Annotated in this window: 17 protein-coding genes, 1 tRNA gene and 1 pseudogene; 8 read left to right on the top strand and 11 right to left on the bottom strand. The window is 38.6% G+C overall.

What is annotated here, in order from left to right:
• The first annotated feature begins 39 nt into the window (after positions 1 to 39).
• Positions 40 to 3,048: a DNA gyrase subunit A gene (gene gyrA, locus B9T28_RS08000; RefSeq protein WP_086203467.1), complete on the top strand. Its 3,009-nt coding sequence runs from the start codon at positions 40 to 42 to the stop codon at positions 3,046 to 3,048.
• Between the two features lie 80 nt (positions 3,049 to 3,128).
• Here gyrA and B9T28_RS15015 read toward each other — a convergent pair.
• From B9T28_RS15015 to B9T28_RS07975, 6 genes and pseudogenes are all read right to left on the bottom strand, one after another.
• Positions 3,129 to 3,334 (bottom strand): annotated as a pseudogene (locus B9T28_RS15015) (IS256 family transposase); the annotation flags it as partial.
• Between the two features lie 181 nt (positions 3,335 to 3,515).
• The gene (gene gltP / locus B9T28_RS07995) at positions 3,516 to 4,835 is read right to left on the bottom strand and encodes a glutamate/aspartate:proton symporter GltP (RefSeq protein WP_086203466.1); all 1,320 of its coding nucleotides are present in this window, start codon (positions 4,833 to 4,835) and stop codon (positions 3,516 to 3,518) included.
• A 234-nt stretch (positions 4,836 to 5,069) separates the two neighbouring features.
• Positions 5,070 to 6,215 (bottom strand): ABC transporter permease, encoded by a 1,146-nt coding sequence (locus B9T28_RS07990; protein ID WP_086203465.1) that lies wholly within the window; start codon positions 6,213 to 6,215, stop codon positions 5,070 to 5,072.
• Positions 6,212 to 7,342 (bottom strand): ABC transporter permease, encoded by a 1,131-nt coding sequence (locus B9T28_RS07985; RefSeq protein ID WP_086203464.1) that lies wholly within the window; start codon positions 7,340 to 7,342, stop codon positions 6,212 to 6,214. Before B9T28_RS07985 ends, B9T28_RS07990 begins: the two co-directional genes overlap by 4 nt.
• Positions 7,342 to 8,532 (bottom strand): HlyD family secretion protein, encoded by a 1,191-nt coding sequence (locus B9T28_RS07980; protein WP_086203463.1) that lies wholly within the window; start codon positions 8,530 to 8,532, stop codon positions 7,342 to 7,344. The genes B9T28_RS07985 and B9T28_RS07980 overlap by 1 nt, the downstream gene beginning before the upstream one ends.
• A 20-nt stretch (positions 8,533 to 8,552) precedes the next feature.
• Positions 8,553 to 10,043, bottom strand: a complete 1,491-nt coding sequence (locus B9T28_RS07975; RefSeq protein ID WP_086203462.1) for a TolC family protein — start codon at positions 10,041 to 10,043, stop codon at positions 8,553 to 8,555.
• Positions 10,044 to 10,357: 314 nt separating this feature from the next.
• Here B9T28_RS07975 and serC point away from each other — a divergent pair, with 314 nt between their 5' ends.
• Entirely contained in the window at positions 10,358 to 11,440 is a 1,083-nt protein-coding gene (gene serC / locus B9T28_RS07970; RefSeq protein WP_086203461.1) for a 3-phosphoserine/phosphohydroxythreonine transaminase, read from the top strand.
• A 710-nt stretch (positions 11,441 to 12,150) separates the two neighbouring features.
• Here serC and B9T28_RS07965 read toward each other — a convergent pair.
• The 4 genes from B9T28_RS07965 to pyrC all read right to left on the bottom strand — a co-directional run bounded on the left by B9T28_RS07965 (position 12,151) and on the right by pyrC (position 15,108).
• Complete coding sequence (locus tag B9T28_RS07965; protein ID WP_086203460.1) at positions 12,151 to 13,083, bottom strand: hypothetical protein; 933 nt, start codon at positions 13,081 to 13,083, stop codon at positions 12,151 to 12,153.
• 251 nt (positions 13,084 to 13,334) lie between these two features.
• Positions 13,335 to 13,410: transfer RNA gene (locus tag B9T28_RS07960), tRNA-Glu, on the bottom strand.
• Between the two features lie 19 nt (positions 13,411 to 13,429).
• On the bottom strand, positions 13,430 to 14,089 hold the full coding sequence (gene rnt / locus B9T28_RS07955; RefSeq protein ID WP_086203459.1) for a ribonuclease T: 660 nt from the start codon (positions 14,087 to 14,089) through the stop codon (positions 13,430 to 13,432).
• On the bottom strand, positions 14,074 to 15,108 hold the full coding sequence (gene pyrC / locus B9T28_RS07950; RefSeq protein WP_086203683.1) for a dihydroorotase: 1,035 nt from the start codon (positions 15,106 to 15,108) through the stop codon (positions 14,074 to 14,076). Before pyrC ends, rnt begins: the two co-directional genes overlap by 16 nt.
• Before the next feature lie 425 nt (positions 15,109 to 15,533).
• On the opposite strand from pyrC, the gene B9T28_RS07945 reads away from it, so the two are divergent.
• Positions 15,534 to 16,565 carry a L,D-transpeptidase family protein gene (locus tag B9T28_RS07945; protein ID WP_086203458.1) on the top strand — a complete coding sequence of 344 codons (1,032 nt, stop codon included), beginning with the start codon at positions 15,534 to 15,536 and terminating at the stop codon, positions 16,563 to 16,565.
• 126 nt (positions 16,566 to 16,691) lie between these two features.
• On the opposite strand, the gene argG is transcribed toward B9T28_RS07945, so the two are convergent.
• Complete coding sequence (gene argG / locus B9T28_RS07940) at positions 16,692 to 18,035, bottom strand: argininosuccinate synthase (RefSeq protein WP_086203457.1); 1,344 nt, start codon at positions 18,033 to 18,035, stop codon at positions 16,692 to 16,694.
• A gap of 739 nt (positions 18,036 to 18,774) precedes the next feature.
• On the opposite strand from argG, the gene lldP reads away from it, so the two are divergent.
• The 5 genes from lldP to B9T28_RS07915 all read left to right on the top strand — a co-directional run bounded on the left by lldP (position 18,775) and on the right by B9T28_RS07915 (position 26,603).
• Entirely contained in the window at positions 18,775 to 20,445 is a 1,671-nt protein-coding gene (lldP, locus tag B9T28_RS07935; protein WP_171263481.1) for an L-lactate permease, read from the top strand.
• Between the two features lie 22 nt (positions 20,446 to 20,467).
• Complete coding sequence (gene lldR, locus B9T28_RS07930; RefSeq protein WP_086203455.1) at positions 20,468 to 21,211, top strand: transcriptional regulator LldR; 744 nt, start codon at positions 20,468 to 20,470, stop codon at positions 21,209 to 21,211.
• Between the two features lie 2 nt (positions 21,212 to 21,213).
• Positions 21,214 to 22,368, top strand: coding sequence for an FMN-dependent L-lactate dehydrogenase LldD (gene lldD, locus B9T28_RS07925; protein ID WP_086203454.1), 1,155 nt, complete (start codon positions 21,214 to 21,216; stop codon positions 22,366 to 22,368).
• 321 nt (positions 22,369 to 22,689) lie between these two features.
• Positions 22,690 to 24,393 (top strand): D-lactate dehydrogenase, encoded by a 1,704-nt coding sequence (dld, locus tag B9T28_RS07920; protein WP_086203453.1) that lies wholly within the window; start codon positions 22,690 to 22,692, stop codon positions 24,391 to 24,393.
• Between the two features lie 176 nt (positions 24,394 to 24,569).
• Positions 24,570 to 26,603 (top strand): NADPH-dependent 2,4-dienoyl-CoA reductase, encoded by a 2,034-nt coding sequence (locus tag B9T28_RS07915; protein ID WP_086203452.1) that lies wholly within the window; start codon positions 24,570 to 24,572, stop codon positions 26,601 to 26,603.
• The last annotated feature ends 50 nt before the right edge of the window (positions 26,604 to 26,653 follow it).

Raw genomic sequence — 26,653 nt, 5'->3', positions numbered from 1 at the left:
AACAGTTGCAGTACGCGCTGTTTGTAATAAGGAGTATGCATGAGCGTATCGGAAATCAGACCGATTGCCATTGAGGATGAACTTAAAAGCTCATATCTCGATTATGCCATGAGTGTTATTGTATCTCGTGCATTACCAGACGTGAGAGATGGTTTAAAACCTGTTCATCGTCGTGTGCTGTTCGCTATGCACGAATTGGGCAATGACTACAACAAAGCCTATAAAAAATCTGCACGTGTCGTCGGTGACGTGATCGGTAAATATCATCCACATGGTGATTCTGCCGTTTATGAAACCATTGTACGTATGGCCCAAGATTTTAGCTTGCGTTATCAGTTGGTTGATGGTCAAGGTAACTTTGGTTCGGTCGATGGTGATAGTGCTGCGGCAATGCGTTATACCGAAGTACGTATGCGCAAATTGACCCATGAAATGTTGGCTGATTTAGAAAAAGATACAGTCGAATGGGAAGATAACTACGACGGTTCTGAGCGTATTCCGCAGGTGATGCCGACCCGTATTCCAAATTTATTGATCAATGGTGTGACGGGTATTGCAGTTGGTATGGCGACCAATATGGCGCCACACAACATGACTGAGGTTGTGAATGCTTGTTTAGCATATGCCAATAATCCGAACATTAGCATTGAAGGCTTGATGGAGCACATATCGGGTCCTGATTTCCCTACAGGCGGTATCATTTACGGTAAATCAGGAATTGTTGATGCCTACCGTACTGGTAAAGGTCGTTTGCATATTCGTGGTAAGTATCACTTCGAAGAAGATCCGAAGAATGGTCGTATCACCATTGTATTCACTGAAATTCCGTATCAAGTCAATAAAGCAAGAACCATTGAGCGTATTGCTGAATTGGTGAAAGAGAAAAAACTGGAAGGTATTTCAGAGCTGCGTGATGAGTCTGATAAAGACGGTATGCGTATTGCGATTGACTTAAAGCGTGGTGAAAACGCTGAAGTGATTGTCAATAACTTATTCCAAAATACTCAGCTTGAAAATTCCTTCAGCATCAACATGGTTTGCCTAGACAATGGTCAGCCGAAGTTGATGAATTTAAAAGATATCATCGCAGCGTTTATTCGTCACCGTCAAGAAGTGGTGACCCGTCGTACCATGTACGAATTACGCAAAGCGCGTGAACGTGGTCATATCTTAGAAGGTCTAACCGTTGCACTAGCCAATATCGATGCGATTATTGAAACCATTAAAACTTCTGCTAACCCAGCTGAGGCACGTGAGCGCTTACATGCTGGTGAGTGGTCAGCAGGTGGTGTGGTTGCCTTATTGGAAAAAGCGGGCTCGGTTTCTGTCCGTCCTGAAATTATTGAGGGTGAAGACTTATCTAAACCGTATGGTTTTGACGGTGCTGTTTATCGTCTTTCACCAACTCAAGTTAGCGCAATTTTAGAATTGCGTTTGCATCGTTTAACCGGTTTAGAACAAGACAAACTACACGCAGAATATTCAGAGATTCTAGGTCAAATTGCTGAACTTACAGCAATTTTGAATGACTTTGAGTTGTTGATGAATGTGATTCGTGAAGAGTTAGCATTGATTTTGCAACAGTATGGTGATGCACGTAAAACTGCAATCGTTGAGTCACGTATCGATTTCTCTCGTGAAGATTTAATTCCTGAAGAGCAAATGGTACTGACTGTTTCGAAAACAGGTTATGCGAAAACTCAGCCATTGTCTGACTATGCGGCACAGCGTCGTGGTGGTCGTGGTAAATCTGCGACTTCAATGAAAGAAGATGATTACATTCAACATATGATTGTGACATCGAACCATGCGACGGTTTTATGCTTTACCAACGTCGGTAAAGTATATCGCTTGAAAGTTTATGATGTGCCACAAGCATCGCGTGGAGCAAAAGGTCGTCCAATGGTGAACTTATTGCCACTAGATGCCAATGAAACCATTACAGCGATTCTTCCTGTGATTGATGCACCGAAGAAATTTAAAGATCGTTTAGTCGATTTCCAAGCATTTGTTAAAGCCAATAAAGCTAAACTTCAAGAAAATGAAATTATTAATGGTCATTTTGTTGAGCTTGAAGCGGCTTTAGCTGAACTTGAAGATGGTGCAGATGATTTATCTGATGCTTTACGTGTTCAATTGAAACAATTAGGGGTAGAACTTTCTACCACTGATCTGGATGATGAAATCATTGCTGATTTTGCTCAACAAGCTGAAGCAGTTCGTAAAAACTTTTATGTGTTTATGGCGACTGAGTTCGGTACCATTAAACGCGTTGAACTTGAACAATTTAGTAATGTTCGTTCAAATGGTTTACGTGCGATTGAGTTAAATGAAGAAGATACCTTAATTGGTGTCGCGATTACTGATGGTGAGCAGCAGATTATGTTGTTCTCCAATGAAGGTAAGGCAATTCGTTTTGCTGAAACTGATGTACGTTCAATGGGGCGTTCGGCCAAAGGTGTACGCGGTATGCGTGTCACGATTGGTGCAGCACAAGTTGAAGATGCAGAAGATACCGATGTAGAGTCTGATGATGAAGATGGTTCAGATTCAGTTCTCGTCAGCCGTATTGTATCGTTGGTCGTAGTACCTGAAACAGGTGAAGTGCTATGTGCTTCTGTACATGGTTACGGTAAACGTACCCCAGTCGGTGACTTCCCAACCAAAAAACGTGGTGGTAAAGGTGTTATTGCACTTAAGACCTCAGAACGTAATGGCGAGCTTGTTGGTGCGGTTGCGATAGACGCATCTAAAGAGTTGATGCTGATTTCTGATGGCGGTACTTTAGTGCGTACGCGTGCTTCTGAAGTTGCACAAACTGGCCGTAATGCGCAAGGTGTTCGTTTGATCCGTTTAGGTCAAGAAGAAGTACTTGTGGGTATTGTTGCTGTTGAAGCAGTTGAAGAAGAAGAGTTTGTAGAAGTGATTGAAGGTGAAGAAGTAGAGACTTCTGAAGCTTTAATTGATTCTGAAATTTTGATTGCTGACGAAATGATTGCTGATGAAACTGGCGATGAATCAGATTTAAATGAGTCTGAAGAAGAGTAAGTTTTGACGGTGATAAAAAAGGATGCTTAGGCGTCCTTTTTTTCTAGCTTTTAAACTGTTTTGTATACGTTTTAACTTTTTTATAAAAGATCTTTTAAGTGGTTATCGAGGTGAATCGTAAATCCGTTCATTGCTGCTAAAAGCTTACTTTTTTCATAGATTCATCTGATGAGAATATCTTGCACTTCTTTGTTGTATGGCGAATAACGCTATTCAGAAAATCAACAGCATTGGTTGCATAAATTGTGTAACTAATTTCAGCAAGATTGCTGAATATGCTCTCCAATAATAGACACATTAAAGTTTTCAAGAAATGCTGTTGGTAGCCATATCCTCTTAAATTAAATAAATTTGATTTAAATATCATCAAACTCAATAAATAGGAGAGGTGTGATCACGTCATTTTATGTCGCTTTATTTTATGAATAAAAAAAGGAAGCGAATGCTTCCTTTTAAAAAATCATGAATTACGCTGCATCCTGCATCTTAATATCACGATTTTTTTGCATTTCAACAGCATAATTTTTCTGTTTTTCAGTGTCGAATTGACCTTCCCATTTACTAATGACAAGAACAGCCAATGAGTTACCAATGACATTCAATGCAGTACGTGCCATATCTAAAATACGGTCAATACCTGCAATAAATGCAAGACCTTCAAGTGGAATACCTACACTGCCCAATGTTGCTAACAATACGACAAAAGATACACCTGGAACACCAGCAATACCTTTAGAGGTAATCATTAAAGTGATAACTAAAATAATTTGTTGGGTGATGCTTAAATCAATACCATAAAGTTGCGCAATAAAAATTGCTGCAATACTCTGATAAAGTGTAGAACCATCTAAGTTAAAAGAATAACCAATTGGAATTACGAAGCTGGTAATGGATTTAGGGGCGCCATAGGCTTCCATTTTTTCCATAATACGCGGTAAAACGGTTTCTGAACTCGCAGTTGAGTAAGCTAAAATCAGCTCATCTTTCAATATTTTAATGAGTGCCCAAATGCTAAAACCACAGAATTTAGCGACTGCACCCAAAATAATAAAGGTGAAGAATAAAATAGCGCCATAGACTAAGAGAGCCAACTTCACTAATGGAAGCAGAGAGCTGAAGCCAAAGTTTGCAACTGTTGCTGCAATCAGACCAAATACACCAAATGGTGCAAAGAGCATGATCATATGCGTAACTTTGAACATGGTTTCAGAAACGGCCTGTAATACATTAATTAAAGGCTGTTTGGTTTCTTTAGCTAACGATCCTAAACCAACACCAAAGATCACTGAGAAGAAGATGATTGGCAACATGTGCCCATCAGTCAGTGCGCCAAAAATATTAGAAGGGATTAACGATAAAATGGTATTAACTAGACCGTGAGCATGGCTACTCACTTCTTGTGTTGTTGCTTGGTATTTAGAGATATCGGTTTGCGTTAAACTCGACATGTCAATGCCAGCACCTGGCTGGAATACATTGGCAGCAACAAGACCAACAATAATGGCAACAGTTGTAATAACTTCAAAATAAACAATGGTTTTAAAGCCAAGTTTACCTAAATTTTGACCGTGACTTGTGTTCGCAATACCTAAAATTAGCATTGAAACGACAAGTGGAATAACGATCATTTTAATCAAATTAATAAAAATTGCACCCAATGGGCTAAGAAAATTATTAATTACAACTTCACGATATTCAGGAGAATAGTGTAAAAAAGAGCCTACAAGCACACCTAAAATGAGTGCAATTACGATTTGCCATGCAAGGCTAATCTTAATTTTCTTCATGTTAATCCCTTAAAATCAGATATTTAGTGAAAAAAAAGCTGTAAGAACGCTATCGGAATCATCACGACATGTTACTGGGAGCATGGGAATGAATAACAAAAATATTCATGAAGTTTGGAAAAACGCTATTTTGCATTGATATATGCCTACAATCTAACTTTTTTTATATAATATTTGTTCGATTGTTTAAAATTTATACAGTTTTAGTTGGATATACGATCTATTTATTAAGTTTTATTTATTAATCTTATGTTGTGTAGGAGGAATACATGATTTTTTGTGTGGTTGAGTGAGTCGAAAATAACCTAAAATCAAGAGTATTGAGCCAATTACCGCTAAATAAATCATCTTAGGAATAACGAGATCAATCGGAACACCCATTTGGTTGAGCTGTATAAACATTTGAATACCTTGGGTGGATGGTAGTGCATTGCCTAGGTATTGCATCCATTCAGGCATGGCTGAATGTGGCCATGCGGTTCCAGAGAGTAAAAACAGCGGAATGGAGGTGAAAACGATCAAATGTCCTGCACGTTCAGGTAGATCTAAGAATGAAGCAAGGACGAGGCTGAGCCCAATCACACAACTGATGAAAATAGGAACGCCCAATAGCATGCCCCAAAAATTACCACCATGTGGATAATCATAGAGCCAGAAAGTAAAGCCAAATAAATAAAAACAACCTAAACAACCAATGGTTAAAATGGTGCAGAATAAACCAAATAATTCAAGTTTTTTAGGTCGCCAATTGGATTGCCTATAGCTTGCAATGAGCATACTTAGACCTAAAACAATAGTCTGATGAATGATTAAAGGTGCAATAGCAGGGAAAACATAACTGCCATAACCCGACTGGGTATTAAACAATGGAATTTGATGAATAGAAAGTACAGGGGAGAAAGCAGAAATATGGCTAAACTTTTCAGTTTGCTCAACAATGGCTTGTTCAATCGATTTGGCTATACCTAAGCCAATTTCTTTGGTTCTTAAAAAATAAGCGGCGCTTAAATATAAGCCGACACCACCCACTTCGCCACGATGAATACTGTTGGATAAATTATGAGGCAATAATAAAATGGCATCCGCTTGCTGAGCTTTAAGCATTATTTCTGCTTCAGCAAAATTTCCAGTGACGGCTTTAATACTGACATTAGGGCTTTTTGATACTTCATTAATAATGGTGGCAGTGATCAGACTTTGTTCCTCATCCACAATCACAATGGGCAGAGATTCTGCATGTTCAGCTTTATAGGCTGTGGGATAAAAAAAACTATAGAAAAAAACCGATAAAATTAATGTGGTTAGGATTGAGCTATTCCGTGCAATATCCTTAAATGTTTTAACATAATAATGGAGAAAGTTTTTCCCGTGATTTTTCATAGCTGTACTCCTTTGACATATTTCTTAAGGAGACCAAAGGAAATACTCAAATAGAACAGTGTATATAGCATTAAAATAGCCAATGGAAAAAGAGAAGTGGAGATGGGGCTTCCAATCACCCATTGCTCAGTTTGTAATTTTGCATAAGGCGTATAAGGAATAATATTGGCCCAAAATTTAGTAAAGAGTGGGGCATTATTTAATGGTAAAGTCACACCAGCAAAGCTTAAGGATGACCCCCCATATACCGCAATAAAGCCGAACGTTTTACTTAAATTATGGGTTGCCAGTACCATCGTAGTGCTAATAAAGGCATAAGCACTGTAAAAGAAAAATTGTGCTACTAATATGATCCAGAGATGACCTGCAACAAACCAACCTCGAATCTCAATTAGCCAGAACATCCATGCCCAAGTCCATGCGGTAAAAATAAAGACATAGGTTAAATTTTTAGATAATAGTGCACCAAAGAGGTTGGTTTGACTGAGCCATTGCTTACTGGTATTAAATGTGAATTCTTGCCCAACTGAAAAAGCCACACAACAGCACAGTAATAAATGCAGGATTGCAGGAATCATAAAGGGTTCTAAATAGAATTCGTAACTTAAATTAGGATTATATAATGGTGATATTTTGACATGCGGTGTTGGAATATCTAAATAAGGGATAGTGTTTTCTAAATAATTTTGTCCCGTGAAATTAACAATAGCTTCTAGGGTGCTGACTAACATTGCTGAAGAAATAGCATTTCCAACACTGAAATAGCTTTGATTAAAAGCAATGCTAATTTCAGCATCTTGCGCTCGAACCAATCGCTGTTCCGCACCTTCAGGAATACTCACATAACCCCAAATTTGAGTTTGATTTAATAATTTTTCGACTTCATCCTGACTTTGTGAAATCATCTTAATTTTTAAAGTTGGATTATGGCTCAGATATTTTTCAATATTTTGACTTAATCCACTGTGATCTTGGTCAATAATGGCAATGGGTAAATGTTCAGGTTTGCCTTGATAAAACATGCTGGTGAATAACACAATAATGAATAATGGTGCGAGCGTGACTAAACATAAGTCCCATTTATGCGTCAGTAAATAGCGCAGTTCACGCAGCAAGCCAGACCACATTAGTTTGCCTCTTTTACTTTGAATAGAACGCTCATACCGACTTTTAAATCTGGCATAGGTTCTATAGGAACAACATGAACCTTGAAGCTTCGAATGTCATAGCCACCCGTTTGGCGAGTGGTTTTAATCGTGGCAAATTCACCTTCAGCATCAATGTTTTTAATTTGAAAGGTAGTTGTTTTATTTAGTGCAGGAATAAAACCTTGTATTTTTTTAATTTGATAGATGTTTGCGTATTGATCTTCTCGAACATTAAAACTAACTTTTAAATCATCGTCTTGAATTATGCTCACCACAGGTACGCCTATCGCGACCAATTCAGAGACTTTGCCATAGGTTTTTGATACCGTACCATTAATTGGAGCAAGTAATTTGGTTTCTGCCTCTAAAGCATTGGCTTCAGCGACTGCTGCTTGGGCAATTTGAACCTGCGCATCGGCAGAAGATTTTTGTTGTGGGGTGCTGCCTCGTTGCGCACGAAGATATTGTTGATGCGCAGCCTCTGTGAGTTCTGTTGCAGAGATTGTGGCTGCATGCATTTCATCACGTCGTTGCCGAGAAATTACACCTTCTTTAAATAGATTCTCACCCCGTTGATAGGTGGTTTTGGCTAATTGTTCTTGTGCTTTTAAACTTTGCCAGTTGGCATACAGTGTCGCAATATTTTCTTGTTGTGAGCCTCGCTCCGCAGTTGATTGTAGTGCGAGCGCCGATTGTAAAACACCTAAGGCTTGTTGCTTTTTTGCATCAACTTCAGGACTGTACAGGCGCACCAATTGCTGACCTTTCGTTACCTTTTGCCCATCATGTACATAAACTTCTTCAATTCGACTGGGAACTTTGGTGCTGACATAAATAGTTTCTGCTTCAACTCGGCCTTGTAATTCAATTTCTTTGGGTTGATAACTTTTCCATAAACCAAAAGCAATGAGACCTAACAGTAGAATTAAAGCAATGATGCCCGCAATTTTGATGAGCTTAAGTTTTTTGGATTCATTAGCTGAATTTTGTTCTACTTGCTGAGGTGTAGAAAGGGTGTTTGATACTATATCTGATTCAGTCTGAGACGGTTGTCGAGGTAGCGCAGTCGTTGTATTCTGTTCAGTCAGTCTTTGTGATTCATCTGTAGACGTTTCTTCAGATAAGGTTTTTTCTGTATCTTGATCAGGCTTGTTTTGATCTTGAGTCATCTGATTTTCCCCCATCAAAATTAACGAATATAATAAGTTTGAGATTGATTAACATAATTTTGAAATTGATCAATTGAGCCATGACTTTGCAGTAATGTGGCCAATGATATGACATATTTATAGGCATTCAGTGCCATTTCGCTTTTTAAGCCGCTGAGTGCATTTTGGGCATCAATGACTTGAGTTGCTGTACCCATGTCTTCTTTAAAAGACAAAGTTTGGATACGTAAATTTTCCTGAGCTGCTTGCATATTTTGCTGGATAAGTTGCTGACTACGTTGTGCACTGGTAATTTCGCTATAAGATTTATAAATAATATTTTCAATCTCTTGTTTAGTTCGTTCGGTTAGTAGCTCGGAGGCATAACGCTGTAGTTCAGCTGCTTGAATATTCTTATTTTTATCTACCCCTGAAAATAAATTATAGCGAGCAACCACACCGACAATCCAGTTCTGCTTTTCATCTAAGCTATATTCACCGAAAGCAAAAAGATTGGGTTTTTTTGCCGCCGATTGAACTTTGACATTGGCATTGGCGAGTTGCGTGTCCATCTGCATTTTACGAATGAGAGAGGATTGGTCTTTATATGTTTGTAATAATGTATTTAAAGATTGGCTCTGTGTCGAGTTGACAAACAAAGGTGTGGTTAAGTCGGTAATTTGACTGCTTTGCAGCAGATTATTGAGCTGAAATAGACTAGCTTTTAAATTAGAATCACTGTTTTGCTCAATACGTTCAGCATTATTCTTGGCAACTTCAAATTGCATGCGTTGGCCTTTGCTGATGAAACCTTGTTGTTCCAACTTTAGCGCATTGCTGTAATGGATTTGCATTGCTTTAAAGTTTGAATGGCTTGAATTTAATAATTGTTTTTGCAGTTGCGTATTGAAGTAAGCCTGAATGATTTCAAAGCGTTGTATATCTTGCTGTTGTTTAGTGGTGAGTTGGCTGCGCTGCGCATTGATCTTGGCGATTTCTTTGGCACTCGAGGTAAGCCCCCCAGTATATAAAGGCATAAGCACTGAGACGGTTGGACGAATGACTTGATCTTCTAATACAACATTTGCTGAATCTGGAAATAGACCAACTCCGCTATGGATAGTTTGATTGAGTCCTTCTTTTAGTGGGTCTGAAATATTGGGGGGTAAGTTAACTTGATCAATTCGATCGTTAATGCCTTGCGACAGCGTTTGTTCTAAATTGTTCTTAAACGAGTTTAAAGGAATATCCACTTCATTATGAAATGCATAAGCCCGCACATTTAAATCGATACGAGGTAGACCTAGGCCTTTAACCGCATCTGCTTCAAGTTGAGCGGCTTGTTGGAATGCTTGACTAGCCTGAGTGCTATAGGAATCTTTTAAAATGGATTGCTCTGCTTGTATATAGCTAATACTCTCTGCAAAAATTGTACTTGAGTGAGTGATACTGATGATGAGTAATATTATTTTAAAACTTGATCTAATGGGTGGGCTACATTGTTTTTGTATTTTTCTTAGTTTTATCAACATTGATTTGTCACTCAGCAGTGTTGGGTAAATTATACAGCGCAAAAAAAGAATGTGTCTTGAATTCAGTCGCTGAATTGTTTTTTATATAAGTATCTTAATTAATTTTTAGTCATTATTGCATTTTATCTGGGTTCATATAGGCATAGCCGTATTTTTATGTAAATTATTCTGCAATTAATTCAAAATGTTCATTGAAAATTTAACTTTAATTGTCCGATTATATTGAAATATTTTCAGGATAATTTACTGCAAGCACCTGCTATATGTGGTTAAATGCCGTCATTTTATTGTGTTTCACTTTGAAAGGAAAAATCATGCGCGCGTACAATTTCTGTGCTGGCCCTGCTGCATTACCCACTGCTGTTTTAGAAAAAGCTCAACAAGAGATGCTGGATTGGCACGGTAAAGGTCTTTCGATTATGGAGATGAGTCATCGTAGTGATGACTATGTCGCTGTTGCAGAAAAAGCGGAAGCCGATTTACGTCAATTGATGAATATTCCAGAGAACTATAAAGTCTTGTTCTTACAGGGTGGTGCATCATTACAATTTTCTGCGATTCCTTTAAACCTTTTAGGTAAAAATAGTAAAGCAGATTATATCCATACAGGAATTTGGTCTGAAAAAGCTTTAAAAGAAGCACAACGTTATGGCGATATTAATGTTGTAGAAGCGGGGACGAGCATTAACGGTAAACTTGCGATTACAGAGCAAAGCACATGGAATCTATCAGCAGATGCTGCTTATGTGCATTATGCAGATAACGAAACGATTGGCGGTTTGCAATTTGCTGGAATTCCAGAAGTGAATGCACCACTGGTTACTGACTTGTCTTCAAGTATTTTATCGGCACCGATTGATGTCTCAAAATTCGGTTTGATTTATGCGGGTGCACAAAAGAATATTGGTCCAGCGGGTTTAACTTTAGTTATTGTGCGTGAAGACTTGCTTGATCAAGCTAAAACTGAAATTCCAAGTATTTTGAAATATTCAGCACAAGCAAAGAATGATTCAATGGTGAATACACCATCAACGTATGCTTGGTATTTATCAGGGTTGGTTTTTGAATGGTTGCTTGAGCAGGGTGGTGTGGATGCTATACATAAAGTGAATCTTGAAAAAGCTCAACTTTTATATGGCTATATTGATTCAAGTGATTTCTATGCCAATCCAATTTTTGAAGCGAATCGTTCAATTATGAATGTACCGTTTACTTTGGCGAATGCAAATCTCGATAAATTGTTCTTAAAAGAAGCAGAAGATAATCATTTGCTTAATTTAGCAGGTCACCGTTCAGTTGGTGGTATGCGTGCCAGTATTTATAACGCTGTTCCATTGGCAGGCGTACAAGCATTGGTAAACTTTATGGATGACTTTGCAAAACGCCATCAAGGTTAAGTATTTTACATAAATCAAAAACCCTCGGCTGAGGGTTTTTTATTGGGTACATTTTGTCAAAAGGGTAAAATGCTGCGGATGACAGGATTAACTTGTTGGAAATAGACCTAAATAGTGGAAAATCATTGCAGCAAGAAACATACCTAAAATAAAAAAGCAAAAAGCCCCTTTATCCAAGCTTAAGCGAAAATTGCTTTCTTGATTAATTAGACTGGTTGATTGTTCAGGTATAATTTTCATCATTGAGCCTAGAACTTTAAATTATTATTAAATCCTGTTGAGTTTTTATTTTTAACATAAAACTTTGATTAAATAAAGTACTATTTTACATGGTGATGTACATTTAAATAGTATGTCATGTATTGAATATGAATTATAAAAGCGATGTATTCAATGATTGGTCAGTTTGGAATGCTATGGAATTTAGAATGCTGGATTATTATCTGTTGTGTTGAATCATGACTTAATCATTTATTTTATTCGCATCCTCAGTTTTAAGTTTACGACCTACATTTATCATCGCATATTATAAAAATTAGATTTTAGTCATACCGAATCATGATGAAACTTGAAATTAACACTTTAAATATTAATCACAATTATTTTATTGCATGATGATTTATTTAAAAATGGATGTTTTTGCTCTAAGTTGTGGATTAAAAATGATTTTAATCCACAACTTAGAGAACCTCGCATATATAATTTAAAACTTAGTCAGCATTTGAGAAAATATTGGCTTGAATCCAAATATTGCCACGAATATATTGACCAATTTCAAAGTTTTTATAGGCCGTATCTTTGCTTGCAATACGAATAAGTGTCGCAGGTTGATTCTCTTCTAAAATCAAAGTGACATCGTAAAGGGTATAGTCTTGTTGCATAAATTGTATTTGAGTTTTACCGACGATTTTACCTTGGAACCAAGCTTCATCTTCCTGACCTATAGTTTCTCCATATAAGTAAGCCACCATTTTGGAAAAGTCGACGGTCACTGGTGCTTTATCATCTTCCGATTTTGGTTCCCATGCATCAATCAGTTCTTGTAAATTAGGTGGTGTAATTCCGTTATTCTCGAACAAAATATCATTTAATGCACGATGATGTTTAATTGATGCAGGATCATCCACAATAATTTGTTCATGGTCAGATACTTTTTCTAATTCATACGCCCAAGCGTTAAATTGCACTTTGTATGTTTGATCTTTCTGATATTGATCATGATTGACCGAATACAAGTTATCAAAAGCATATACCGTGCTGTTTGGACTGAGCTGTAGGCATAGAACTGCTTGAGTATTGGACTGGCAGGTAATGATCCGATTAATGCTGGCATGAATCACATATGGGCTTTCAAATGTTGGAAAAGCTGTTTTGACCGCTTTGGGTTTGCCATTTTCAACGGCAATGACTTGCGCTAACTGAATGCTAGCAGAGCTTGGTCCCTGAATAAGCCAAGATGAAGTATCCATATCTGATTCTTGTTTACATAGACCCATGGGCATAATCGGGTCATTTAAAGCTAAACCTAACCATTTTGGCACTTCTGTTGTAGGATCGTCTGTTAATAAACTCCAATGCTCTACATGGCTGCCAAAATTTTGATCATTAATGGTTATAATTTCAGGCTTGTTTTGATTGTTCATATTCACAGTTATAAATAGAATTCATTTAATCTATTAAATCGAGGGTGATTCTTATATTTCAAGTCTAGCGCAATAAATTTACGATTTAAAACGACAATTTATGTACCGAATGAAGATGTAATTATCAATTAAGAAATGAAAGAATTTAAAAAAACTTAAATATAATAAATATGGAATCGAAAGAATGTGTATGGAATGAAGTTTTAAGAAAATAAAAAGATAATTTGAATATTATTGGTATGAAAAATATATGGCGACCCTACGGGGATTCGAACCCCGGTTACCGCCGTGAAAGGGCGATGTCCTAGGCCTCTAGACGATAGGGTCGTTAGAAGATGGCGGTATCTTATTGATCCGCCGCCAATGTGTCAAGTAGGTGAGGTGCGAGTTTGTTCAAAATATAGCAAAACAGTTCAGCAGTCTTTTGAGTGTCATATAAAGCAGAGTGTGCTTCCTTACCATCAAACTCTATTCCAGCTTGAATACATGATTTTGCGAGTACCGTTTGTCCAAACATCACAGCACTTAAGGTCACAGTATCAAAAACAGAAAAGCTATGAAAAGGATTCTGATTTTTAGTGCCTGTACGTGCAATTGCGGCTTTGACAAAGCCGAGGTCAAAATGGGCATTATGACCAACAAGTACGGCATGCGTACATTGCTGCTGCTTACGAACTTCGTTGACTGATTTAAACATACGTTTTAACGCAGATTTTTCATCTTCAGCCATTGCTATACGCATAGGATTAAATGGGTCAATCCCAATAAAATCTAAAGAGCGTCGATCTAAGTTTGCACCTTCAAACGGATTTATATGTGCATGATGTGCCTCACCAGGAACAAATTTTCCTTCAGCATCATAAACAATTGGAATACATGCAATTTCTAGCAGTGCATCAGTTTCGGCATTAAAACCTGCGGTTTCGACGTCAACGACAACAGGTAAAAAACCACGGAATCGTTGGCCAATTGCAGATTGTATTTCAGTTGTCACACTTTTCTCCATTGAATGGTTTTTCCAGCATACAGTGGAATAATTTTCTCACCATCCAAATAATCCAAACTTTCAGGAATAACTTGATTTTCTTTTACCAGCGTAATGGTATTGGTATTACGTGGTAAACCATAAAAGTCTGCACCAAAATGACTTGCAAAACCTTCTAGTCGTTCAATTTTACCGATTTGATCGAAAGCTTGAGCATAGAGCTCGATCGCTGTAGGTGCACTATAACATCCTGCACAACCACATGCATTTTCCTTCGCGTTTTTAGAATGTGGCGCGCTATCTGTGCCTAAGAAAAACTTAGGACTACCACTGGTGGCGACTTCCAATAATGTCTGTTGGTGTGTTTGACGTTTTAGGATCGGTAAACAATAGAAATGAGGTTTAACACCACCCACCAGCATATCATTACGATTAAACAGTAAATGTTGCGGTGTAATGGTTGCAGCTACATGACGATCATGTTCAAGCACGAAATGTGCCGCTTCACTGGTCGTAATGTGTTCTAAAACTAATTTTAGTTTAGGAAACTGTTTTAATAATGGGGAAAGAACCTCATCAATAAAACGCTTTTCGCGATCAAAAATATCAACATGTTGATGTGTGACTTCGCCGTGTAGTAATAATGGCACTTGATGTTCTTCTAGCTGTTCGATAACAGCGTAGACTTTACGAATATCACTCACACCATTGTCAGAATTCGTCGTTGCGCCAGCAGGGTAGAGCTTAATTGCATTGACATGCGCAGATTCTTTAATTTTTTTGACTTCACTTGGTGCAGTATGATCCGTGAAATAAAGGACCATGCGTGGGTCAAAGTGTATCCCTTCCGGAACATGCGCTAAAATACGTTCACGATAGGCATTTGCTTCTTCAACCGTTTTTACTGGCGGAACCAAATTAGGCATACAAATAGCGCGGGCAAATTGCTTTGCTAAATCAGGTACAGTACGTTGTAGTGCGAGACCATCACGAAGATGTGCATGCCAATCATCAGGTTGAAGTAAAGTAATCGTATTCAAGGTCATTCTTACAAGCAAATAAAATAGATAATAATCGATTAAGGCTCAAAATGGTAACTGCTATTTAAAATTAAGCACGATAATGGGACGATCATCACCATTAATTTGATCTGAAAATAAGCTATTTGGGGGTGGTAAACATAAGTTTGTTATTTGGAATAATATATTTAAGTTAAGTTGTTGTTTTATCTTTTTTATATGTGTTTAATTTTTTACTATGTTCTAGTCAGCTGATGCTGAATTAATTTCTTTTTCTTTAAATATGACTTATGCTTTTATGACGAATGAGAAAAGATAATGTGGGATTATTTATTTAAACCAGATTCAAATGAGAAACGTTTTAACTGTTAAAATTAAAATTCAGTGCAGTTAATTGAATAACGTTATGAAAGATTCAATATTAAGATAAATTTAGAGAGTGTGATATGGGCAAGTTGCTGCCAAAATTTTTATATGTTGCGTGTTTTATAATATTGAATTTACCTTCCCAATCATTTGCACTTCAAACAGTAGATGCAACTGTAAAAAATAATCTTGCAGTTACAGAAGTGAAACAGGTCTGGACGCTGGAGGATATAAATAAAGCGAAGTGGACGATAGACCTAGGTCGAGGGCAATTTCCAGCCTATGCACGTGCGCAAGTAATGTTAAATAATTTACATGCCTCGCCAGGTGCAATAGATGGTAAAAGTGGTAAAAACTTTCTCAAAGCGCTTTCAACCTATCAGCAAATTCAAGGTTTCCCAATTACTGGGCAACTGACTCAGCAAACTTGGGATAGCTTAATTTCAAAACAGTCTAATCCTGCTTTTGGGGTCTATGTCATCACTGCACAAGATCTAAAAGGACCCTTTGCAAAAAGTATTCCCCGGAATTATGCATTACAAGCCAAAATGCCGGGATTGTATTACCTGAGAATAACGGAGATGTTGGGTGAGAAGTTTCATATTGATGAAGAGTTTTTACGTCAACTCAATCCGAAAGCAACCTTTAATCAAGTAGGTGAAAAAATTCTAGTCCCTAATGTACGCAATGATTTGCCACACGATGTGAATTTAATTATTGCCCATAAGGGAGCTCGCCAGCTTTATCTATTTAATGGGAAAAATCATTTAATTGCATCCTTTCCTGCGACAATTGGTGGATCAGAGACACCATCACCCAAAGGAACGCATAAAGTAGTCAAGGTTGCAGCAAATCCTTATTATGGTTATTCACCGAAAAACTTTGTGCAGGGTGGTAATAGAAAGTCATTGGTTTTACCTCCTGGGCCAAATGGACCAGTTGGTAATATTTGGATTGCATTAAGTAAGCCATCTTTTGGTATTCATGGAACGCCAAATCCGTCATTGATTTCTAAAACAGCTTCGCATGGCTGTATTCGCCTAACAAATTGGGATGCTAATGATTTAGGTCGTAAAGTACAACCCGGTGTGGTGGTAAAATTTCTTGAATAATTTTTTTAGTTAGATTGGACTGCTTTAATGGGTGATGTTATTTTCTGTTCACCTAAAATGAAACTTTAAATTATGACATTTAAAAAAAACCGCCTCAGCAGGCGGTTTTTTTAACTTTAAACAAACTTATTTATTTTTGTCTTTTAACTGTGGAACAGCTGAACCCGTACCTACTGCAAGTAAGCCAGTTTGGGTATAAATACCTAATTTAGCGCGAGTATCGGTAATATCTAAATTACGCATAGTCAATTGACCAATACGATCCATAGGAGAGAACATTGAATCGCCTTTCTCCATGGTTAAACGCTCAGCTTCATACGTGAGGTTTTCAGACTCAGTGTTCATGATGGTGTAGTCATTACCACGACGCAGCTCTAAAGTCACAGTACCTGTAATGGCTTTCGCAACCCAGCGCTGTGCAGTTTCACGAAGCATAAGCGCTTGAGAATCGAACCAACGACCTTGGTACAATAAGCGACCTAAACGTAAACCGTTAATGCGGTATTGTTCAATGGTATCTTCGTTATGAATACCTGTTACTAGGCGTTCATAAGCAATATGAAGCAGAGCCATTCCCGGAGCTTCATAAATACCACGAGATTTTGCTTCGATAATACGGTTTTCGATTTGATCCGACATACCTAAGCCGTGACGACCACCGATACGGTTTGCTTCAAGAATGAATTCAACCGGATCTTCAATACGTTGACCATTTAAAGCAACTGGCATACCTTCTTCGAAAGTAACAGATACTTCTTCAGCTTTAACTTCTACGTCATCTTTCCAGAAGGCAACGCCCATGATTGGATCAACAATTTTGATGCCTGCATTGAGGTATTCAAGATCTTTCGCTTCATGTGTTGCACCCAACATATTTGAATCTGTTGAGTAGGCTTTTTCTTTTGACATTTTATAGTCAAAACCGTTGTCGATGAGGAACTGTGACATTTCTGCACGGCCACCAAGTTCATCAATAAAGGTTTGGTCTAGCCAAGGTTTGTAAATTTTAAGTGCTGGGTTGGTTAATAAACCATAACGATAGAAACGTTCAATGTCGTTTCCTTTATAAGTAGAACCGTCACCCCAAATATTAACGTCATCTTCTTTCATTGCGGTAACAAGCATTGTACCTGTTACTGCACGACCTAGAGGCGTCGTGTTGAAGTAAGGAACGCCACCTGTGCTGATATGGAATGCACCACACTGAATTGCAGCAATACCTTCAAGCGCAAGTTGTAAGCGGCAGTCGATTAAACGTGCTTTTACCGCGCCATAAGCTTCAGCTTTCTTTGGAATGGCATCATAGTCGTCTTCATCTGGCTGACCTAAGTTTGCTGTATAAGCATAAGGTTCAGCGCCTTTTTGTTTCATCCACAATAAAGCAGCTGAAGTATCTAGACCACCAGAGAAGGCAATCCCAACTTTTTTGCCTACGGGTACATGCTGCAAGATGGTTGCATTATCAGTCATTGCTCGTCCTAACTATTTTAAATAGGCACCACATAGCTATTGGTGGCCAAGGAGAATTTATAAACGCTGTATTGTAACACTTTTGATTCGGCTTGTTTTCTTAAAAAAGGACATTCAATAAAAATATTCGTTAAAGTTAAAATTATTGTAAGTTCAGTGAGAGGGATGATTTCTATTGCATAAAAAATTTAAAACCTATCTTCTATTTAGATCAAAAAATGCACCGTAACAGAGTGAAAACACAGATTGAAGATATTAAACCTCATGTAGTAGCAAGTTGGAGTGCTGTGCTTAATTGTGAGTACGAAGCATAGTATTCAGCCGATTTAGTTATTGAGAGTGCTTTATATTTAATCGATAAGTCTGTGGAATTCATTGTTCACAGTCTTAAATTAAGTGGGAAAGGGATGAAAATAAAACCATACGACTAAAGTCGCATAAGATAACTGTGGCGAGATATTCTTTGACTTAAGTTGTAAAAATAAAAAAGTAAATCATATTGTTAACTTTATTTGGTCTGAATTTTAAACTGGAATTATCAACGAATTATTCTGATTATTGGTATGACCAATATAAAATAAATTCAGACCAATATTGATCTTTAAATCAGCAGAAACTAATATAAAGGCATATTATCTGGATTAATTCTTGGTTTTAATAAAATTGGTATTACCAATATTGATTTTCAGATGAATGATAGCCAAACCACTCTTAACATCCTCGCAAGCATTTCAAGGAGATGACAATGCTGCAACATTGGCAACAGAATTACGATCCTATGGGCAATATCTGGATTTCCAGTAGCGTTGCGCTTATTCCAATTATTTTTTTCTTTCTGGCACTTGCCGTATTTCGTATGAAGGGTAGTGTCGCAGGAACAATCACTGTTGTTTTGGCATTGCTTGTTTCTCTTTTTGCATACCAAATGCCCGTTGCGATGGCATTTGCATCCATGGCTTATGGCTTTTTATATGGTTTATGGCCAATTGCTTGGATTATTCTTGGCGCATTGTTTCTATATAAAATTTCAGTAAAAACGGGTCAATTTGACATTATTCGTGCTTCGATTTTGTCTATTACTGAAGATCAGCGTTTGCAAATGCTGTTGGTGGGTTTTGCCTTTGGTACTTTCCTTGAGGGTGCGGCAGGCTTTGGTGCACCAGTCGCAATTACCGCCGCTTTATTGGTGGGATTAGGATTTAAACCACTCTATGCAGCAGGGCTATGTTTAATTGTGAATACAGCACCCGTTGCCTTTGGTGCTATGGGGATTCCTATTATTGTCGCAGGTCAGGTTTCTGGTGTAGACACCATGGAAATCAGTCAGATGGTGGGTCGTCAATTACCATTTATGGTACCGATTGTATTGATCTGGATCATGGCGATTATGGATGGCTGGCGTGGGGTGAAAGAAACATGGCCCGCAATTTTTGTGGCAAGTCTTTCATTCTCTTTAGCGCAATATTTAACCTCAAATTTTGTGGGTCCAGAACTACCCGATGTTACCGCAGCAATTGCTTCATTGGTCAGCTTAACCTTGTTATTAAAATACTGGCAGCCAAAGCATATTTTCCGCTTCCAAGATGAAGATATTAAAGTGGATGAAAATGTTGTTGCTGAAACACGTAAGCAATACAGTTTGGGTCAAATTGCTAAAGCATGGTCTCCATTTGCAGTGTTAACCGTCATGGTGACGATTTGGAGTATTAAGCCGTTTAAAGATTTGTTTGCGAAAGGTGGTGCACTGAATGACTTGGTATTCTCAATAAAAATACCGTATTTGCATCAAATGATTCAGAAAATGCCACCTGTGGTTCCTGAAATTAAGGACTACGATGCCATTTATAAATTTGATTGGTTCTCTGCAACAGGTACAGCAATCATGATTGCTGCCATCATCACCATCATTTACTTGAAAATGAAACCACGTGATGCATTAAAAACCTTTGCTGAAACGTTTAATGATCTTAAAACACCGATTTATTCGATTGGTATGGTGTTGTCTTTTGCATTTATCGCGAACTATTCAGGAATGTCTGCAACATTGGCTTTGGCACTGGCGCATACGGGTCAAGCGTTTACTTTCTTCTCACCCTTCTTAGGTTGGATTGGTGTATTTTTGACGGGTTCAGATACATCAGCCAATGCATTGTTTTCTGCACTACAGGCCACGACTGCGCAACAAATTGGTGTGCCAGAAGTCTTATTGGTTGCTGCAAATACTAGTGGTGGTGTGACGGGGAAAATGATTTCTCCTCAGTCGATTGCCATTGCCTGTGCAGCGGTAGGTTTAGTCGGTAAAGAGTCGGATCTGTTTCGTTTTACCGTTAAACACAGTATAACTTTTACGGTGATGATTGGTATTATTGTGACCTTACAAGCCTATGTGTTCCCATGGATGATTCCATAACACGCAATTGAGTACAACCAGAATGAAAGTCTCCGATAAAGTGGTACAAAACCTTCGCATGTTGATCGAACAAACCAATATGCAGATCGGAGACCGTTTGCCTGCGGAACGGAAATTATGTGAACAACTTGGCGTGTCGCGTTCTTCTTTACGTGAAGCGATTCAACAATTGACCAGTACCGGTATGTTGGTGAGTAAAGTTGGCGCGGGGAATTTTTTGCAGCAATTGCCGACTAATTGGTCGCAATATCAAATTGTGCAACCTTTAAGTATGTTGATTGATGAAGATCCTGCCTATCGTTTTGATGTGCAGGAAGCGCGCATCATTCTAGAAGGTGGCACAGCATGGTATGCGGCACAACGTGCGACCAAAGAAGATTTGGTGAAAATTCGCCATTTCTATGAAGAAATTACCCATTTCCAGTCGTTAGCTGACGATGAGCAAGCCTCTATTGCCGATGCTCAATTTCATTTGGCGATTGCTGAAGCTTCCCATAATTTGGTTTTGATCCAAATGATGCGGGGCTTATTTGATTTATTAAAATTTAACGTGGTTTTGGGGCGACGAAAAGTCTATTCAGAATCGCATCGTTTTGATCAATTGCATGATCAACATTATCAAGTGATGGATGCAATTGAACGTAAAGACCCAGAAGCTGCTCGAACAGCAGTCTGTGGACATATTGAGTTTGTAGTTCAACAAGTGCGTATGATTGATGAGGAAGAAGCCCGTCGTCAGCGTGCCAGTCGATTAAACAGGATATAACTATGATTATTTCTTCTGCTAATGATTATCGTGAAGCCGCGAGACGTCGTTTACCGCCTTTCTTATTTCATTACATTGATGGTGGTGCGAATGCGGAATATACACTGCAACGTAATGTAGAAGACTTATCAAAAATTGCGCTTAGGCAACGTGTTCTAAATGACATGTCACAATTGAGCTTGGAAACCAAGCTTTTTGATGAAACCTTATCGATGCCTGTTGCATTATCACCTGTGGGTTTAACAGGCATGTATGCGCGTCGAGGTGAAGTTCAAGCCGCTGTTGCTGCGGATAAAAAGGGCATTCCATTTACCTTATCCACCGTTTCAGTCTGTCCCATTGAAGAAGTCGCACCTGCAATCAAACGTCCAATGTGGTTCCAATTATATGTACTGCGTGACCGTGGCTTTATGAAAAATGCCTTGGAACGTGCTAAAGCAGCAGGTTGCTCAACTTTGGTTTTTACCGTTGATATGCCAGTTCCGGGTGCACGTTACCGTGATGCACATTCAGGCATGAGTGGTCCAAATGCAGCGATGCGTCGTTATATGCAATCGTGTATGCATCCACACTGGGCATGGAATGTTGGTTTGCTTGGTCGTCCACATGACTTAGGTAATATTTCAAAATACTTGGGTAAACCAACAGGTCTTGAAGATTATATTGGCTGGTTGGGAAATAACTTTGATCCATCTATATCATGGAAAGACTTAGAGTGGATTCGTGAATTCTGGGATGGACCAATGGTCATCAAAGGCATTTTAGATCCTGAAGATGCTAAGGATGCGGTGCGTTTTGGTGCCGATGGGATTGTGGTTTCAAACCATGGTGGTCGTCAGTTAGATGGTGTTTTATCTTCTGCTCGTGCGTTACCTCCAATTGCAGATGCGGTGAAAGGCGATATTAAAATTCTAGTCGATTCAGGCATTCGTAATGGATTAGACGTCGTTCGTATGTTGGCGATGGGTGCCGATACTTGTATGTTGGGTCGTGCATTTGTCTATGCCTTAGCTGCTGCGGGGGGTGAGGGTGTTTCTAATTTATTGGATTTAATTGATAAAGAAATGCGTGTTGCGATGACATTGACAGGTGCAAAAACCATTGCGGATATTAATTCTGATTGTTTGGTGAAGTTGAATAAAGAGTTGCTTGGGTGATTTATATTCTGAATGAAAATGAAATACAAACTTAATCGCTAAGTTTGATACACGAAAGTGTCATCTGCAATGGTTTGAGGCAGGACTACATTATTCAAAATAATGTTTCTGCGAAGAATGTATTGAAAAGAAAGATGGTCTTTGCCGAGTTTTGCGGATGACAATGGTTTTGCCTGCTTTTCCTGAAATGAGAAATATATTTCGCAAGGTAGGTCGAACCGAAGTTTTATCCAGAAATATAAATAATATTAAAAAGCCTCCGTCGTAATGAATGCCTTGTTGATTGATATTGAATAAGGATTCGTAAACAGGATATGGAATATGCAATCCCAATCAGATTCACAGCAAACCATTTATAAACTCATCAATATCGTGGGTAAAGCACACGTTTTGACCGATGATCATGATACACGCTTATACCGTCAGGGTCGTCGCTATGGTTCAGGGCAGGTTTTGGCTGTCGTTGCTCCGGGTTCTTTAATTGAGCAATGGCATGTTTTACAAACCGCAGTCGACGCAGATTGTGTTGTGATTATGCAAGCTGCAAATACTGGACTCACGGGTGGTTCAACACCTTTTGGCGATGATTATGATCGTCCAGTCGTTTTAATCAGTACCCGCCGTTTAGCAGGGATTCAAGTGATTAATGACGGTCAGCAAGTGATTTGTTTACCAGGTGCAACACTGGATCGACTGGAAAAAGAATTGTCACCATTTGACCGTGAACCTCATTCAGTGATTGGTTCATCATGTATTGGTGCATCAGTTTTGGGTGGCGTTTGTAATAACTCGGGTGGAGCATTGGTACGTCGTGGGCCTGCTTATACTGAGCTAGCACTGTATGCACGAGTCAATGAATTCGGTCAGCTAGAACTGGTGAATCATTTGGGTGTGGATTTAGGTACGACGGCTGAAGAAATTTTATCTAAATTGGAAAATCAGCAATATCAAATCAATGATATTCAACATGATTCAAGCTGTTGTGCATCGGATCAGCGTTATGCACATGATGTCAAACAGGTCGATGAAAATACCCCAGCACGTTTTAATGCAGATCCATCGCGTTTATTTGAAGCATCGGGTTCAGCAGGGAAAGTGTGTGTTTTTGCAGTACGCCTCGATACTTTTGAAAAAATCCCAAGTCAAGTGTTCTATGTCGGTACAAATTCGCAGGATGATTTAACCGAAATTCGTCGTTTTTTACTCAAAGATTTACCACGCTTGCCCATCGCAGGCGAATATATTCACCGTGTGGCTTATGACATTGGTGCGGAATACGGTAAAGATACTTTCATGTTTATTGAAAAGTTTGGTACAGCTAAAGTGCCAGCAGCTTTTGCCATGAAAGATAAGGTTGATGGTTATCTTGAAAAATTTGGCATGAAAGGACTGTCAGATAAGGTTTTACAACTCATCACCAAATTTATGCCAAACCATTTACCGAAGCGCATGAATGAATTCCGTGATTTGTATGAACATCATTTAGTCATTCGAATTGAAAATCAAGATGTTGATCAGGTTGAGCAATTTTTAAAACACTATTTTGCTGCACAATCTTCAGGTCATTATTTTCTCTGTACTGAGGATGAAGGTCGTAAAGCCTTTTTACATCGCTTTGCGGTTGCTGGCGCTGCCATTCGCTATCGGGATACCCATCGTAGCGAAGTTGAAGATATTGTGGCATTGGATATTGCTTTGCGCCGTAATGACCGTGAATGGCTAGAAACTTTACCTAAAGACATCGATGATTTGATGATTCATAAACTTTACTATGGTCATTTTCTCTGTCACGTCTTTCATCAGGATTATATTGTTAAAAAGGGCGTTGATCCTCTAGCGATAGAACATCAAATGTGGCATCTACTGGATGAGCGTGGTGCAGAATATCCAGCAGAACATAATGTGGGGCATTTGTATGTGGCGAAGCCTGCATTGAAAAATCATTATCAAAAATTAGACCCAACCAACAGTTTTAATGTTGGTATTGGACATACATCAAAATTAAAAAATTGGAAATCTTCATAAACTGAAGTGAATTATGATCCTGTGCAATATAGGAAGTGTAGCTTGAATAGCACACTTTTTTTATGTCAAATTGACAGTTATTTGCGGACAAATTATTTAAAAAGTCATAATAAAAATATGAAAAGTCGGTAAAGTAGTATGCAACTTGTTGCAAAGCCAAATATAAAGGATCTCTCATGACAACTAGCTATGCAAATATTTTGAAACCGCTACATTTAGGCTTTACGACCATTAAAAATCGTGTCGTGATGGGGTCTATGCATACAGGTTTAGAAGACCGATTTTATAATTATCCAAAACTTGCGGCATATTTTGGGGAGCGTGCTAAAGGTGGTGTCGGATTAATTATTACTGGGGGTATTTCGCCTAATCGCCAAGGTTGGTTATTACCTGCTGGCGGTACCATGAATACTCTAGGCGATGTTGCTCCGCACCGTTTAGTCACACATGCCGTACATAAGCATGGTGCAAAAATTTTAATGCAAATTTTGCATGCAGGACGTTATGGTTATCAACCTTTTGTTGTATCTGCGAGCCCAATTAAATCACCTATTTCACCCTTTAAACCGCGTCAAATGAGTGAAAAGCAAATTTTAGATACTATTGCTGATTTTGCTAAAACAGCGAGTATTGCCAAAAAAGCAGGCTATGATGGCGTGGAAGTTATGGGTTCAGAGGGATATTTACTGAATCAGTTTTTAAGTCGCCATGTCAATCAACGTGATGATCGTTGGGGTGGCGATATTCAAAATCGTATGCGTTTTGCAGTAGAAATTGTGAAAGCAATACGTGCCACCGTTGGTGAAAAATTTATTATTTGCTTCCGTCTATCTTTGCTTGATCTTGTGCATGACGGTAATACCATGGACGAAGTCATTGTCGTTGCTCAAGCTTTGGAAAAAGCAGGAATTACTTTATTAAATACTGGTATTGGCTGGCATGAGGCACGTGTTCCTACTATTGTAACTTCTGTTCCCCGTGCTGCCTTTGTAGATTATACCGCGGAAGTGAAAAAGCATATTAATGTGCCAGTCATTGCATCGAATCGTATTAATATGCCAGAAACTGCTGAAGAGATTTTAGCATCAGGCAAAGCTGATATGGTACAGATGGCACGACCACTTTTAGCTGATGCGTTCTGGGTCAATAAGACTGCAACCAATCGTGTGGATGAAATTAATACCTGTATTGCGTGTAATCAGGCTTGTCTTGATCATACTTTTAAAAATAAGCGTGCTACATGTTTGGTTAATCCACGTGCTGCGTATGAAACCGAATTGGTTTATCTCAAAACTAAAAAACCGAAAAAAATTGCGGTTGTGGGTGGAGGCGTTGCAGGGATGTCAGCTGCAACAGTGGCTGCAACTCGTGGTCATCAAGTCACTTTATTTGAAGCTGCGAAAGAGGTTGGTGGTCAGTTTAATTTAGCTAAAGTTGTGCCAGGCAAAGAAGAGTTTCACGAAACGATTCGTTATTTCAAAGTTCAAATTGAAAAAACGGGCGTAGAACTACGTTTAAATACCAAAGTGAATCGTGAGCAGTTAGAGCGCGAAGGCTATGATGAGGTGATTGTTGCAACGGGGGTCATTCCACGAGGATTGAAAATTGAGGGTGCTACGGCTCCTCAAGTACTATCTTATGCTCAAGTACTACGTGGTGCACCTGTTGGGAATAAGGTGGCTGTAATAGGTGCAGGCGGTATTGGTTTTGATGTATCTGAATTTTTATTGAAACCTGAACATCAGCCACAACCTCAACCACTCGATCATTGGAAACGAGAATGGGGGGTAGACCAAAATCCAAATTATATGACAGAGGGTGGTTTTGTTCCGGCAGAAGTTGATGTACCAGTTCGCCAGATTTATTTATTGCAACGTAAAACCACACCATTAGGTATTGGTTTAGGTAAGACCTCAGGTTGGGTGCATCGTGCTCAATTGAAAAAGCATGCGGTTAAAATGATGCGTGGGGTTCAATACAAGGCCGTGACCAATGAAGGTTTATGGATTGAAACTAATGGTCATGATCAATTACTACGTGTTGATACTATTGTGGTTTGTGCAGGGCAAGAATCGGTTAAGGATTTAATGCCTGCTGATGGGGAAAACACACTAGCTAACTATCATATTATTGGTGGTGCAAAACTTGCTGCAGAGCTCGATGCGAAGCGAGCTATACGTGAGGGTGCTGAATTGGCAGCCAAATTATAGAAAACTGGTGAAACAATATGCACTTGAATGCTTTAAGCTTATTTTTTCCT

It is taken from the genome of Acinetobacter silvestris, from assembly GCF_002135235.1.
In the GTDB taxonomy this organism is placed as follows: Bacteria; Pseudomonadota; Gammaproteobacteria; order Pseudomonadales; family Moraxellaceae; genus Acinetobacter; species Acinetobacter silvestris.
The sequence above is the reverse complement of the archived record's forward strand: the minus strand, read 5'-3'. Positions and strand labels throughout refer to the sequence as shown.